This window comes from Bacteroides sp. D55t1_190419_B8, assembly GCF_015558905.1.
GTDB classification, from domain to species: Bacteria; Bacteroidota; Bacteroidia; order Bacteroidales; family Bacteroidaceae; genus Bacteroides; species Bacteroides vicugnae.
The window spans coordinates 492,366-507,689 of record NZ_JADMOU010000001.1; the positions used below are offsets into that span (position 1 = coordinate 492,366).

Annotated in this window: 9 protein-coding genes; 7 read left to right on the plus strand and 2 right to left on the minus strand. The window is 43.4% G+C overall.

What is annotated here, in order from left to right; translation table 11 throughout:
- The first annotated feature begins 53 nt into the window (after window positions 1–53).
- On the plus strand, window positions 54–2,294 hold the full coding sequence (locus I2I13_RS01650; protein ID WP_008776780.1) for a bifunctional (p)ppGpp synthetase/guanosine-3',5'-bis(diphosphate) 3'-pyrophosphohydrolase: 2,241 nt from the start codon (window positions 54–56) through the stop codon (window positions 2,292–2,294).
- A gap of 7 nt (window positions 2,295–2,301) precedes the next feature.
- On the opposite strand, the gene I2I13_RS01655 is transcribed toward I2I13_RS01650, so the two are convergent.
- Both I2I13_RS01655 and I2I13_RS01660 read right to left on the minus strand, forming a co-directional pair.
- Window positions 2,302–2,646 carry a MerR family transcriptional regulator gene (locus I2I13_RS01655; protein WP_004301384.1) on the minus strand — a complete coding sequence of 115 codons (345 nt, stop codon included), beginning with the start codon at window positions 2,644–2,646 and terminating at the stop codon, window positions 2,302–2,304.
- A 20-nt stretch (window positions 2,647–2,666) separates the two neighbouring features.
- Window positions 2,667–3,635 (minus strand): M23 family metallopeptidase, encoded by a 969-nt coding sequence (locus I2I13_RS01660; protein ID WP_074638095.1) that lies wholly within the window; start codon window positions 3,633–3,635, stop codon window positions 2,667–2,669.
- A 107-nt stretch (window positions 3,636–3,742) separates the two neighbouring features.
- Here I2I13_RS01660 and alaS point away from each other — a divergent pair, with 107 nt between their 5' ends.
- From alaS to I2I13_RS01690, 6 genes are all read left to right on the plus strand, one after another.
- Window positions 3,743–6,361, plus strand: a complete 2,619-nt coding sequence (gene alaS, locus I2I13_RS01665; protein ID WP_074638093.1) for an alanine--tRNA ligase — start codon at window positions 3,743–3,745, stop codon at window positions 6,359–6,361.
- Window positions 6,362–6,743: 382 nt separating this feature from the next.
- Window positions 6,744–8,981, plus strand: a complete 2,238-nt coding sequence (locus I2I13_RS01670) for a GH92 family glycosyl hydrolase (protein ID WP_195648578.1) — start codon at window positions 6,744–6,746, stop codon at window positions 8,979–8,981.
- A 25-nt stretch (window positions 8,982–9,006) separates the two neighbouring features.
- Window positions 9,007–9,561: an RNA polymerase sigma-70 factor gene (locus I2I13_RS01675; protein ID WP_195648579.1), complete on the plus strand. Its 555-nt coding sequence runs from the start codon at window positions 9,007–9,009 to the stop codon at window positions 9,559–9,561.
- A 37-nt stretch (window positions 9,562–9,598) separates the two neighbouring features.
- A complete protein-coding gene (locus I2I13_RS01680) occupies window positions 9,599–10,609 on the plus strand; it encodes a FecR family protein (protein WP_195648580.1) in 1,011 nt (336 codons plus the stop codon).
- 45 nt (window positions 10,610–10,654) lie between these two features.
- Complete coding sequence (locus tag I2I13_RS01685) at window positions 10,655–12,934, plus strand: GH92 family glycosyl hydrolase (RefSeq protein ID WP_195648581.1); 2,280 nt, start codon at window positions 10,655–10,657, stop codon at window positions 12,932–12,934.
- Window positions 12,931–15,198, plus strand: coding sequence for a GH92 family glycosyl hydrolase (locus tag I2I13_RS01690; protein WP_148366468.1), 2,268 nt, complete (start codon window positions 12,931–12,933; stop codon window positions 15,196–15,198). The genes I2I13_RS01685 and I2I13_RS01690 overlap by 4 nt, the downstream gene beginning before the upstream one ends.
- Window positions 15,199–15,324 lie beyond the last annotated feature (126 nt).

The following is a 15,324-nucleotide window of genomic DNA, read 5'->3' on the forward strand; positions in this document are numbered from 1 at the left end:
GTTCGGAAATTTGCTTATTTTTGCAGAACTAAGCAAGTGAAAGGATAACAATTATGGATAATCTGGCCCCCAAAGAAATAGCTGACGAAGAGATGATTAATCAGGCGTTCCACGAACTACTGAATGACTATCTCAATACTAAACATCGCAAAAAAGTTGAAATCATTACGAAAGCTTTCAACTTTGCCAATCAGGCGCATAAAGGAATCAAACGCCGTTCGGGTGAACCTTATATTATGCACCCGATTGCCGTTGCCAGCATTGTATGCAATGAAATAGGTCTCGGTTCCACTTCTATTTGTGCAGCCTTGCTGCATGATGTGGTAGAGGACACTGATTACACAGTGGAAGACATCGAGAATATCTTTGGTCCGAAGATTGCCCAGATTGTGGACGGACTGACTAAAATATCCGGTGGAATCTTCGGTGACCGTGCTTCGGCACAGGCAGAGAACTTCAAGAAGTTACTGCTCACCATGTCGAACGATATCCGGGTCATTCTTATCAAGATAGCGGACCGTTTGCACAACATGCGTACTCTTGGCTCCATGTTACCCAACAAGCAATATAAGATTGCAGGCGAAACGCTTTACATCTATGCTCCACTTGCCAACCGTTTGGGGCTCTATAAGATAAAAACGGAGCTTGAGAATCTAAGCTTCAAATATGAACATCCCGAAGAATATGCGGAAATAGAAGAGAAGTTGAATGCTACTGCCGCTGAACGTGACAAGGTCTTCAACGACTTCACAGCCCCGATCCGTACCCAACTGGATAAGATGGGATTGAAATACCGGATACTTGCCCGTGTAAAATCAATCTATTCCATCTGGAACAAGATGCAGACCAAGCATGTTCCTTTCGAAGAAATATACGATTTACTGGCTGTTCGAATCATCTTCGAACCACGCAATGAAGAAGAAGAACTCAACGACTGTTTCGATATCTACGTTTCTATTTCCAAGATATACAAACCCCATCCGGACCGTTTGCGCGACTGGGTCAGCCATCCTAAAGCTAATGGTTATCAGGCATTGCACGTCACTCTGATGGGTAACAACGGACAATGGATTGAAGTCCAGATTCGTAGTGAACGGATGAACGACGTTGCCGAACAAGGTTTCGCAGCCCACTGGAAATACAAAGAAGGGGGAGGTAGCGAGGATGAAGGCGAATTAGAAAAATGGTTGAGAACGATTAAGGAGATATTAGATGATCCGCAACCGGATGCCATCGACTTCCTGGATACCATTAAGCTAAATTTATTTGCATCTGAAATATTCGTGTTCACTCCTAAAGGCGAACTGAAGACTATGCCGCAGAACTCTACGGCTCTCGACTTCGCATTTTCCCTGCACACGGATATTGGTAGCCATTGTATTGGCGCTAAAGTCAATCATAAATTAGTGCCGTTGAGCCACAAATTGCAAAGTGGTGACCAAGTTGAAATCCTGACTTCAAAATCGCAACGCGTACAACCGCAATGGGAAGTTTTTGCAACCACTGCCCGTGCCCGTGCCAAGATAGCAGCCATTCTCCGTAAAGAGCGTAAAGCAAATCAAAAGATAGGGGAAGAAATCCTTAGTGAGTTTCTGAAAAAGGAGGAAGTCCGTCCGGAAGAAGCTGTTATCGAAAAGCTACGCAAACTGCATAATGCCAAGAATGAGGAAGAATTGCTGGCTGCCATTGGTAGTAAAGCAATCGTTCTGGGAGAAGCAGACAAGAATGAACTGAAAGAAAAGCAAACCAGTAACTGGAAGAAATATCTGACTTTCTCTTTCGGCAATAGCAAAGAGAAGCAGGAAGAGAAAGAACCGCAGGAAAAAGAAAAAATCAACCCGAAAGAGGTGCTCAAACTGACGGAAGAAAGTTTGCAGAAGAAATATATCATGGCCGAATGTTGCCATCCTATTCCCGGTGACGATGTATTGGGATATGTGGATGAAAACGACCGGATCATTATTCACAAGCGCCAATGCCCTGTTGCCGCCAAATTGAAGAGCAGCTATGGCAACCGCATATTAGCGACCGAATGGGATACACATAAAGAACTGTCTTTCCTGGTATATATATATATAAAAGGTATAGACAACATGGGACTTTTGAATGAAGTCACCCAGGTCATCTCCAGACAGCTCAATGTAAATATCCGTAAGCTGACCATCGAAACCGAAGATGGCATCTTTGAAGGAAAAATCCAGTTGTGGGTACATGATGTGGATGATGTAAAAACTATCTGCAACAATCTGAAGAAAATACAGAATATCAAACAGGTGAGCCGTGTAGAGGAATAGCTTTCATTTATTCCCGCCCATCCAGTTCGCGTTTAATGGCCAAAAGCTCTTCTTTGATCGCTTTCAGCTTATTAACGATCTCATAATTACGAACTGTAGCTTCTTTATTATCCTTCAAACGTTGCCGGGCACCGGGAAGTGTCATCCCTTTCTCTTTGACCAAATGATAGATAAGTCCGATCGTTTCTACGTCTTCCTTACGATACTGACGTATTCCTCTTCCTGCTGTTTTAGGCGAGATTTGCGGAAATTCCTTTTCCCAAAAACGGAGTAACGACGGATTGACTCCGAACATATCGGCAACCTCTCCTATTGAATAATATAGCTTCAATTCTTTATCTGTATTAAGCATAGCACTCCTGTTTAAAGATTTTAATCGAATACTTTACCATGATTGGCTGCCAGCTGAATCATCCTTTCATAATCTTCGGCACTCAAGTCCATGAAATAATAATTGACCGGATTCACGACCTGTCCTTTCACATGCACTTCGTAATGCAAATGCGGACCGGTACTCTTTCCTGTACTCCCCACTTTTCCGATAATCTCACCACGCACTACTTTCTTTCCGACTTTCGTATTAAATCCTTGCAAGTGAGCATATCGAGTGAGATATCCGAAACCATGATCGATTTCGATGGTATTCCCATATCCGGTCTCCCATCCTACTTTCACTACAGTTCCGTTTCCGGTAGCATATACATCTGTTCCCGGATGAGCAGAGAAGTCCATACCTGCATGAAACTTTGTCGTACCGTAAATAGGGTCGATACGTGTACCATAACCGGATGCTGTCTGACGAAGATCTTTATTCGAAATAGGCTGGATAGCCGGAATACATTTCAACATCTCATCATGGTTCTTACACATATCAATCACATCGTCGAAAGATTTCGACTGAATATACAGTCTTTTGGAGAGCACATCCAGTTTTTGAGTCGTATTCACTACCAACTTAGAATTCGCCAAATCCATCAGTTCTTCGTAACGGTTCGTCCCGCCATAACCAGCTTGGCGGATAGCCGGAGAAACAGGATCGGCCTGCAAAATCACCCGGTACAAATTATCGTCACGCTGCTGGATATCCTGAAGTACTCCCATAGCGTCGTCCAGACGACGGGAAAGTACATTATACTGTGCCAAAAGACGGCTGTTCTCAATTCTTAATTCTTTCTCCGATGGAGAGCCAAAAATCAGAAGCAATACAATAAAGCAACCTGCTCCCAACCCCATTCCATAGAAAAGCCGGCGCAGGATACTAAGCGCACGCTGCCGTACGGTAGGGTAAATTCGATCATAAGTCTGGGTCTTTGAATTATAGATGTAGTATACTTTGCGCATCTTTTTGGAAATATTTCGCTTGTTAATACGGCAAAAGTAATAAAAACAAGCTATCTTTGCACAGTTTTTTGAGAATATTAACCTCAACGATAGATATATAGAAGAATATGTTGACTGCAAAAGAGATCAGAGATTCATTCAAGAATTTCTTTGAGTCGAAAGGACACCACATCGTCCCCTCGGCTCCGATGGTGATTAAAGATGACCCTACCCTGATGTTTACGAACGCGGGGATGAACCAGTTTAAAGATATTATTTTGGGTAACCACCCGGCGAAATACCAAAGAGTCGCGGACTCGCAGAAATGTTTGCGCGTTAGCGGAAAACATAATGACCTGGAAGAAGTTGGACACGACACCTACCACCACACCATGTTTGAAATGCTTGGGAACTGGTCGTTTGGCGATTATTTCAAGAAAGAAGCAATCAGCTGGGCGTGGGAATATCTGGTAGAGGTCTTGAAACTGAATCCGGAACATCTCTATGCAACCGTATTTGAAGGAAGTCCCGAAGAAGGATTGAGCCGTGACGACGAAGCTGCTTCTTACTGGGAACAGTTCTTGCCAAAAGATCACATCATCAACGGTAACAAACACGATAACTTCTGGGAAATGGGTGATACAGGACCTTGCGGACCTTGTTCCGAAATCCATATCGACCTTCGTCCTGCTGAAGAACGTGCCAAGATCTCCGGTCGCGACCTCGTGAACCACGATCATCCACAGGTGATTGAGATCTGGAATCTCGTATTCATGCAATACAACCGCAAAGCAGATGGCAGCCTTGAGCCGCTTCCAGCCAAGGTTATTGACACCGGCATGGGATTCGAACGTCTTTGTATGGCTTTACAAGGAAAAACATCCAACTACGACACAGATGTATTCCAGCCAATACTAAAAGCTATTGCAGCCATGTCGGGTACAGAATACGGAAAAGACAAGCAGCAGGACATCGCCATGCGTGTAATTGCCGACCATATCCGTACCATTGCATTCTCTATCACAGACGGTCAGTTGCCTTCTAATGCGAAAGCAGGTTATGTGATCCGCCGTATCCTTCGCCGTGCCGTTCGTTACGGATATACTTTCCTCGGACAGAAACAGGCATTTATGTATAAGTTGCTTCCTGTATTGATTGATAACATGGGAGAAGCTTATCCTGAACTGGTTGCACAAAAAACACTGATTGAAAAAGTAATCAAGGAAGAAGAAGAATCATTCCTCCGCACACTGGAAACAGGTATCCGCTTACTGGACAAGACCATGGAAGATACCAAAGCCAGCGGAAAAACAGAAATCAGCGGTAAGGATGCCTTTACTTTATATGATACATTCGGTTTCCCACTCGACTTGACAGAACTGATTCTCCGTGAAAACGAAATGACTGTCAACATTGAAGAGTTCAATGAAGAAATGCAGCAACAGAAACAGCGTGCACGTAATGCTGCCGCTATCGAGACTGGTGACTGGATTGTGCTGAAAGAAGGTACGACCGAATTCGTTGGTTACGATTACACTGAATACGAAGCTTCTATCCTTCGTTATCGCCAGATCAAACAAAAGAACCAAACATTGTATCAGATTGTACTTGACTATACTCCATTCTATGCAGAAAGTGGTGGCCAGGTCGGTGATACCGGCGTATTGGTAAGCGAATTCGAAACGATTGAAGTGATCGATACCAAGAAAGAAAACAATCTCCCGATACATATTACCAAAAAGTTACCCGAACATCCGGAAGCTCCGATGATGGCTTGTGTAGACACTGACAAACGTGCTGCCTGCGCAGCCAATCACTCGGCGACTCACTTGTTGGATGCTGCTTTGCGTGAAGTGTTGGGTGAACACATCGAACAGAAAGGTTCATTGGTTACACCGGATTCATTACGTTTCGACTTCTCTCACTTCCAGAAAGTGACCGATGAAGAAATCCGTAAGGTAGAGCATATCGTCAATGCGAGAGTTCGTGCCAATATTCCTTTGAAAGAATACCGCAACATTCCTATCGAGGAAGCTAAAGAATTGGGGGCTATCGCTCTCTTTGGTGAAAAGTATGGTGACAAAGTACGCGTGATCCAGTTCGGTTCTTCTATTGAATTCTGTGGAGGTACACACGTAGCTGCAACCGGAAATATCGGTATGGTGAAAATCATGTCGGAAAGTTCTGTTGCTGCCGGTGTTCGTCGTATCGAAGCCTATACCGGAGCGCGTGTAGAAGAATTGCTGGATACAGTGCAAGATACACTTAGTGATTTGAAAGCTCTTTTCAACAATGCTCCTGATTTGGGTATTGCAATCCGCAAATATCTGGATGAAAATGCAGGATTGAAGAAGCAGGTAGAAGACTTCATGAAAGAAAAAGAAGCAGCTCTGAAGGAAAGACTGTTGAAGAATATACAGGAAATTCACGGCATCAAAGTGGTTAAGTTCTGTGCTCCGCTACCGGCAGAAGTAGTGAAGAATATAGCTTTCCAACTTCGTGGCGAGATTACAGAAAACCTGTTCTTCGTTGCCGGAAGTATAGACAACGGTAAACCGATGCTGACAGTCATGCTTAGCGACAACCTGGTTGCGGGTGGTCTGAAAGCCGGTAATCTGGTGAAAGAAGCTGCCAAGTTGATTCAAGGTGGCGGCGGTGGCCAACCTCACTTTGCAACCGCAGGAGGTAAAAACACTGACGGCCTACCGGCAGCTGTTGAAAAAGTACTGGAGCTAGCAGGAATCTAAAAGTAAATAAAAAGGGCCTGATAAGAAGATAACAGGCTCACTTTACATAAAGATTTAAAATTAGGCGCGGATTACGCGGATTTCACGGTTTAAAGAATAAAAATCCGTGTGATCCGTGTAATCCGCGCCTAAATATTATACAAATCGAGGCACTGATGAGCACCCCGTCCGACATCGATGAAACAACCCTGCGGCACGGAGGAATACGTTGTCCGATGCCAAGGAATATCGACCAGATGTAGAAGTCTATTTGTCTCTCTTAAAAAATATTAAGCCTAGAATTTAGGCTTGTCACAGTTTTTTTCTACCTTTGTGACCTGATTAATTATTTTTCTTATCCTTCAAATAAATAAAATAAGTAATCACTAATACCTAAAAAGCAATGAGAACACCAGCTTATCTATGCCTGCTGCTAACCTGCATGCTCATTTCTTGTACCTCTACACAAGAAAAACACGAAATAGATTACACATCTTATGTAAATCCATTTATTGGAACCGACTTCACCGGAAATACTTATCCTGGTGCCCAAGCTCCTTTTGGCATGGTACAACTTAGTCCGGATAACGGACTTCCCGGTTGGGATCGTATCTCCGGTTATTTCTATCCGGATAGTACGATTGCCGGCTTCAGCCACACGCATCTCTCCGGCACCGGAGCAGGAGACTTGTATGACATTTCTTTCATGCCTGTCACCCTTCCCTACAAGGAAGCAGAGGCTCCACTTGGCATCCACTCTAAATTCTCCCATAAAGATGAAAGTGCCCATGCCGGTTACTATCAAGTACGTCTGACTGATTACAATATCAATGTTGAACTGACTGCCACCGAGCGTTGTGGTATCCAACGTTATACATTCCCGGAAGCCCAATCCGCCATCTTCTTAAACCTGAAGAAAGCCATGAACTGGGATTTCACCAACGATTCTCATATCGAAGTCGTAGACTCCGTCACTATTCAAGGTTACCGTTTCTCTGACGGTTGGGCGCGCGACCAGCATATCTATTTCCGCACCCGCTTCTCCAAGCCTTTTGAGAAAATGAAACTGGACACTACCGCTATCATCAAAGATAATAAACGCATTGGTACTGCCGTGATCGCCCGTTTCGACTTCAACACCCAAAAGGATGAACAGATACTAGTAAACACCGCTATTTCCGGTGTCAGCATGGAAGGCGCAGCCAAGAACCTGCAAGCAGAAGTCCCCGAAAACGACTTCGACAAATACCTGGCCGAAACGAAAGCAAACTGGAATCATCAACTCGGAAAGATTGAAATAAAAGGGGATAACGAAAATGATAAAGTTAATTTCTACACTGCTCTCTATCACTCAATGATTGCACCTACTATTTACAGTGATGTAGACGGAGCTTACTATGGCCCCGATAAGAAAGTGCACCAGGCCGGCGGCTGGGTAAATTACAGTACTTTCTCCTTATGGGATACGTACCGTGCCGCCCATCCCCTCTTTACCTACACCGAGCCGGAACGTGTTAACGACATGGTGAAATCTTTCATCGCTTTTTACGAACAGAACGGACGTCTGCCTGTATGGAACTTCTATGGAAGTGAAACAGATATGATGATCGGTTATCATGCTGTCCCTGTCATTGTAGATGCCTATCTGAAAGGAATCGGTGACTTTGATGCCAAGAAAGCCCTCGATGCTTGCATAGCAACAGCCAATCTGGATAATTATCGCGGTATCGGACTCTACAAAGAACTAGGATACATACCTTACAATGTAACAGACCACTACAACGCAGAAAACTGGTCGTTATCCAAAACTCTGGAATATGCTTTCGATGATTACTGTATTGCCGAAATGGCAAAGAAGTTGGGTAAGCAAGACATTGCGGACGAATTTTACAAACGTTCTCAAAACTACAAGAATGTCTATAACCCCACCACTTCTTTCATGCAGCCACGTGACGACAAAGGCGTCTTTATCAAGGATTTCAAAGCCGATAACTATACACCACACATCTGCGAAAGCAACGGATGGCAATATTTCTGGTCCGTACAGCATGATATTGACGGGCTGATCGACCTTGTAGGAGATAAAAACCGCTTTGCCGAAAAACTGGACAGCATGTTTACCTACCATCCGGCAGCAGATGATGAGCTGCCCATTTTCAGTACAGGTATGATAGGGCAATATGCACATGGTAATGAACCGAGCCATCACGTTATTTACCTGTTCAATGCCATAGGACAGGAAAACCGCACGCAAGAATATGTGGCGAAAGTAATGAACGAGCTTTATAAGAACGAACCGGCCGGTCTTTGCGGCAACGAAGACTGCGGACAAATGTCAGCATGGTATGTATTCAGCGCTATGGGATTCTATCCTGTAAATCCTGTCAGCGGTAAATATGAAATAGGAACTCCGTTGTTCCCGGAAATGCAGCTACACCTTTCAAATGGAAAAACCTTTACCGTACTCGCTCCCAAAGTCAATAAAGAAAATATCTATATCCAATCTATCAAAGTTAACGGACAGCCGTATGACAAAACGTATATCACCCATGAGCAAATAATGAGTGGAGCGACTGTAGAATTTGAAATGAGCAAGACCCCTAAAATTTCCGGGAGCCCTTTTAAAGAGAGAAACCCTTAAAACCCACCTAAACTAATCAGAGAGAATGAATGAGAACTTCGATGTAACCTACAAAAGTTTATTTCGCAGATACTACCCTAACCTGATCTTCTATGCTACCCGCCTAGTAGGAGAAGAAGAGGCTGAAGACATGGTACAAGATGTATTTGTAGAACTGTGGAGACGCAAAGACCATATAGAAATAGGCGAACAGATTCAAGCCTTTCTCTATCGTGCAGTCTATACCCGTGCCCTAAATGTCTTAAAACACCGTAATGTAGAAGACGGTTACTGTGCTGCCATGGAAGAAATCAACCAAAAGCGTACCGAATTTTATCAACCGGACAATAATGAGGTAATCCGGAGGATTGAAGACAAGGAACTCCGCAAAGAAATCCACGATGCGATTAATGAACTTCCGGACAAATGCAAAGAAGTTTTCAAGCTAAGCTATCTGCACGATATGAAAAACAAAGAGATAGCTGATGTTCTCGGTGTTTCCCTCCGCACTGTGGAAGCCCATATGTATAAAGCCTTGAAGTACTTACGAAGCCGTCTCAATCCTCTTTGGACAATTCTTTTCTTATTTTTATGGAGATAATGATAAGTGTTTTTGTATTCTGAATTGTATTATTAATATGAAGGAAAAGAAAATGAATAATCTGAGTGAAGAAATAATAAACAAATATCTGACAGGACAATGTTCTGAAGAAGAGCTTGTCGAGGTGAATACCTGGATGAAAGAATCGGAAGAAAATGCCCGCCAGCTCTTTCGCATGGAAGAAATTTATCATCTCGGTAAATTCGACCAGTATGCTAACGAGCAGCGAATACTTCGTGCGGAAAGACGGCTTAATAAAAAGTTGGACGAGGAAAAAAGAAAACAGAGAAAAACAGCACTAAATATGCAGCATTGGATGAAATACGCTGCAATGATTGCTGTAATATTGGTAATTGGCGGCGGGCTCGGATATTGGCTTTATCAAAACGGAAACGACCAACAAATGATGGTCGCAGTAGCCAATGAAGGCATCGTGAAAGAAATCATTTTGCCAGATGGCACCAAAGTCTGGCTGAATAATTCGGCAACTTTAAAGTATCCCCGCGAATTTTCCGAGAAAGAGCGTAACGTTTATTTGGATGGAGAAGCTTACTTCGAGGTAACCAAAAACCGACATAAGCCATTCACCGTACAAAGTGATGCGATGCGAGTACGTGTACTAGGAACGACATTCAACTTCAAATGTGATAGGCATTGCCGAATAGCAGAGGCAACATTGATTGAAGGTGAAATTGAAGTAAAAGGCAACAAAGAAGAAGGACAAATTATTCTCGCTCCCGGCCAACGCGCCGAATTAAACAAAAACAATGGACGCCTGACCGTGAAGCAAGTAAATGCAAAACTGGATGCAGTCTGGCATGATAATCTGATTCCATTTCAGAAGGCGGATATCTTCACAATCAGTAAGGCTTTGGAACGTTTCTATGACGTAAAGATTATTTTGTCTCCGGACATGAAGGCAGACAAAACCTATTCTGGTGTACTGAAAAAGAAGTCAACCATCGAATCCGTGTTGAAATCATTGCAAAACTCCATACCTATCGATTATAAAATCGTAGGAAACAACATCTTTATCTCTCCTAAATAGAGAGATAAAGAACAAATGTGATAAAACTTAAAAGCCATTAATACCATGAATTTAAAAACATTCCTAACAGTAGGATGTTTAGGAGGTTTATTCACACTTAGCTCCTGCACAGCCCCCACTAATGTAAAAGACTACAGTTCTTATGTCAACCCTTTCATCGGTACCGGTGGACATGGACACACTTTCCCCGGAGCAGTAGTTCCCCACGGCATGATTCAACCCAGCCCGGACACCCGAATTGATGGCTGGGATGCTTGTTCGGGTTACTATTATGCAGACTCTACCATCAACGGTTTCTCACATACACACGTCAGCGGCACAGGTTGTTGCGACTACGGGGATGTGCTACTCATGCCTACTGTCGGCAAACAACAATATCTAACTACCGATCCCCAAAGCCAGACACTGGTCTATGCTTCTTCTTTCTCTCACGAAAACGAGGTGGCAGAACCGGGGTATTATTCTGTTTTTCTGGACACCTATCAGGTAAAAGCTGAAATATCAGCAACTAAACGCGGTGCCATCCACCGTTATACTTTCCCCGAAAATTCAGAATCCGGTTTTATCATCGATTTAGATTACAGCCTGCAACGACAGACTAACTCGGAAATGGAAATCGAAGTGATCAGTGACACGGAAATTTGCGGACATAAAAAAACTACTTATTGGGCTTTCGACCAATATATTAATTTCTATGCCAAATTCTCTAAACCGTTCTCTTATACATTGATTACGGATTCTATTACCATGGACGACGGCAAACGACTTCCCGTCTGCAAAGCACTGTTGCATTTCGACACGAAGAAGAACGAACAAGTACTTGTGAAAGTAGGCGTTTCCGCTGTCGATATAGCAGGCGCACGCAAGAATGTCGAATCTGAAATTCCCGGATGGGATTTCGATAAGGTACGCAAAGACGCACGTCAGGCGTGGAATCAATATCTGTCGAAAATTGACATTACAACTTCCGACAAGGAAGATAAAACCATCTTCTACACCGCTCTTTACCATACGGGAATCAGCCCGAATCTGTTTAGCGATGCAGACGGACGTTATTTAGGAATGGATCTCGAAGTGCATCAGGGAGATACTGTCAATCCTGTGTATACCGTATTCTCATTGTGGGACACTTTCCGCGCATTGCACCCGTTAATGACGATTATCGATCCCAATTTGAATAATCAATTTATCAATTCACTGATAAAGAAGCAACAGGAAGGCGGAATATACCCGATGTGGGATTTGGCTTCCAACTATACCGGTACCATGATCGGTTATCATGCTGTCCCCGTCATAGTGGATGCTTATATGAAAGGGTATCGCAATTTCGATGCAAAAGAAGCCTATAAGGCCTGTCTGCGTGCAGCCGAATATGATACTACCGGTATCAAATGCCCGGACTTGGTACTGCCGCATCTCATGCCGAAAGCGAAATATTATAAGAATGCCATTGGTTATATTCCCTGCGACCGTGAAAATGAATCCGTAGCTAAAGCGCTGGAGTATGCGTATGATGACTGGTGCATTTCTATTTTTGCAGAAGCAATGAATGATTTTGAGTCCAAAGCCAAATACGAGCGTTTTGCCAAAGCATACGAATTCTATTTCGATAAATCAACCCGCTTCATGCGTGGACTTGACTCGAAAGGTGAATGGCGCACCCCGTTCAATCCGCGTGCATCGACTCATCGCAATGATGATTATTGTGAAGGAACAGCGTGGCAATGGACTTGGTTTGTACCTCACGATGTAGAAGGACTGGTCAACCTGATGGGTGGCGAGGAGGCATTCGTTCAGAAACTCGACTCACTGTTTACGGCTGATTCATCACTCGAAGGTGAGACAACATCGTCAGATATCAGCGGACTTATCGGTCAATATGCACATGGCAACGAACCGAGCCATCATGTGATTCATTTGTACAATTACGTAAATCGTCCATGGAGAACCCAAGAATTAGTGGATAGTGTTTATCGCAGTCAGTATGCCAACAGTGTAGACGGGCTATCCGGTAATGAGGATTGCGGTCAGATGTCTGCATGGTACATACTCAACTCTATGGGATTCTATCAAGTATGTCCTGGAAAGCCGGTATATTCTATCGGACGCCCCGCATTCGATAAAGCAGTGATCAATCTGCCCGGAGGTAAAACATTCAGCATTATAGCAAAGAACAATTCCAAAAAGAATAAATACATTGAAAGCATATCACTGAACGGCAAGTCTTTGGAAACTCCATTCTTCAACCATCAGGATATAGTAAACGGCGGAAGAATGGAAATCTGGATGACTGACAAGCCTAACTACAAAACATATATACCATGAAAAGAATATTACTGACAGTTTGTGTGCTTGGTTGCACATTCTTTGCCAAAGCCAAAGACTGGACACAATATGTCAACCCGCTAATGGGTTCGCAGTCTACCTTCGAGTTATCAACAGGTAATACTTATCCGGCCATTGCCCGTCCCTGGGGAATGAACTTCTGGACTCCCCAAACTGGAAAAATGGGAGACGGGTGGCAATATACCTATACCGCTAATAAGATTCGTGGTTTCAAACAAACGCATCAACCCAGTCCATGGATTAATGACTACGGACAGTTCTCCATCATGCCAATAGTTGGCAAACCGGTGTTTGATGAAGAAAAGCGTGCCAGTTGGTTTGCGCATAAAGGAGAGATTGCCACTCCTTATTACTATAAAGTATATCTTGCAGAACATGATGTGGTCACTGAAATGGCACCGACAGAACGTGCAGTTCTCTTCCGTTTCACTTTCCCTGAAAACGATCACTCTTATGTTGTTGTAGATGCCTTTGATAAAGGTTCCTACATCAAAATAATCCCGGAAGAAAACAAGATTATCGGTTATACCACTCGCAACAGCGGTGGAGTTCCCGAAAACTTCAAGAATTATTTTATCATTGAATTCGACAAGCCTTTCACTTATAAAGCTACAGTAGCCAATGGTAATCTGCAAGAAAACATAGCCGAACAGACTACTGATCATGCCGGAGCTATTATCGGTTTCCAGACACAGAAAGGCGAACAAATACATGCCAGAATCGCCTCTTCTTTCATCAGCTTCGAACAGGCTGCCGCAAATATGAAAGAACTGGGTAAAGACAATATCGAACAGGTAGCCAAGAAAGGAAAAGAAGCCTGGAATCAAGTTTTAGGTAAAATAGAAGTGGAAGGAGGCAATCTTGACCAATACCGCACATTCTATTCTTGTCTGTATCGTTCATTGCTTTTCCCGCGCAAGTTCTATGAACTGGACGCCGCCGGACAACCGATTCATTACAGCCCGTACAACGGTCAAGTCCTGCCGGGATATATGTACACCGATACTGGTTTTTGGGACACATTCCGTTGCCTCTTCCCATTATTGAATATGATGTACCCTTCTGTCAACAAGGAAATGCAGGAAGGACTTATCAATACTTACAAAGAAAGTGGTTTCTTCCCCGAATGGGCAAGCCCCGGACACAGAGGTTGCATGGTTGGTAACAATTCAGCCTCCATCTTAGTAGATGCCTATATGAAAGGGGTAAAAGTAGACGACGTAAAGACTTTGTATGAGGGTTTGCTTCACGGCACAGAAAACGTACATCCTGAAGTTTCTTCTACAGGGCGTCTGGGACACGAATTCTACAACAAATTGGGCTATGTTCCTTATGATGTGAAAATCAACGAGAACGCTGCCCGTACACTGGAATATGCATACGATGACTGGTGTATCTATAAACTGGCCAAAGAACTGAAACGTCCGAAAAAGGAAATCAACCTTTTCGCCAAGCGTGCCATGAACTACAAAAATCTTTTCGACAAAGAATCTAAATTGATGCGCGGACGTAATGCGGACGGCACATTCCAGTCTCCATTCTCTCCGTTGAAATGGGGCGATGCCTTTACAGAAGGAAATAGCTGGCACTACACCTGGTCAGTTTTCCATGATCCTCAAGGGCTTATCGACCTGATGGGCGGAAAGGATGAATTTATTACTATGATGGATTCTGTCTTTGCCGTACCTCCCATTTTTGACGACAGCTACTATGGACAGGTGATTCACGAGATTCGTGAAATGACAGTAATGAATATGGGTAACTATGCACATGGTAACCAACCCATCCAGCATATGATTTATCTGTATGACTATGCCGGCCAACCCTGGAAAGCCCAATACTGGTTACGCCAAGTAATGGACAGGATGTACACTCCGGGGCCTGACGGTTATTGCGGTGATGAAGACAACGGACAGACTTCCGCCTGGTATGTCTTCTCCGCCCTGGGCTTTTATCCTGTTTGCCCAGGAACGGATGAGTATATCTTAGGTGCCCCACTGTTCAAGAAAGCAACTCTTCATTTTGAGAATGGCAATAGTTTAGTAATTGATGCCCCGAACAATAGCAAAAAGAACTTCTATATCAACTCCATGAATTTCAATGGAACTGATTATACCAAGAATTATCTTCGTCACGAGGATTTATTCAAAGGTGGTACTATCAAAGTAGACATGGACAACAAACCTAATCAGAATAGAGGAACAAAAGAAGAGGATATGCCTTATTCTTTTTCTAAGGAATAAAAGCCCTTAAGACATAATAAAAGCCTATTTATCAAGATTCCAACTGATAAAAACAGCCTGAAAGTATCTTTTTACTTTCAGGCTGTTTTTATCTCCTCTTGATTACTTTTTCACTACCTTTGCTCC

Excerpts from the sequence above, each read along its gene's own strand:
- I2I13_RS01650 (WP_008776780.1), top strand. The coding sequence starts at position 54 with ATGGATAATCTGGCCCCCAAAGAAATAGCTGACGAAGAGATGATTAAT.
- I2I13_RS01655 (WP_004301384.1), bottom strand. The coding sequence starts at position 2,646 with ATGCTTAATACAGATAAAGAATTGAAGCTATATTATTCAATAGGAGAG.
- I2I13_RS01660 (WP_074638095.1), bottom strand. The coding sequence starts at position 3,635 with ATGCGCAAAGTATACTACATCTATAATTCAAAGACCCAGACTTATGAT.
- alaS (WP_074638093.1), top strand. The coding sequence starts at position 3,743 with ATGTTGACTGCAAAAGAGATCAGAGATTCATTCAAGAATTTCTTTGAG.
- I2I13_RS01670 (WP_195648578.1), top strand. The coding sequence starts at position 6,744 with ATGAGAACACCAGCTTATCTATGCCTGCTGCTAACCTGCATGCTCATT.
- I2I13_RS01675 (WP_195648579.1), top strand. The coding sequence starts at position 9,007 with ATGAATGAGAACTTCGATGTAACCTACAAAAGTTTATTTCGCAGATAC.
- I2I13_RS01680 (WP_195648580.1), top strand. The coding sequence starts at position 9,599 with ATGAAGGAAAAGAAAATGAATAATCTGAGTGAAGAAATAATAAACAAA.
- I2I13_RS01685 (WP_195648581.1), top strand. The coding sequence starts at position 10,655 with ATGAATTTAAAAACATTCCTAACAGTAGGATGTTTAGGAGGTTTATTC.
- I2I13_RS01690 (WP_148366468.1), top strand. The coding sequence starts at position 12,931 with ATGAAAAGAATATTACTGACAGTTTGTGTGCTTGGTTGCACATTCTTT.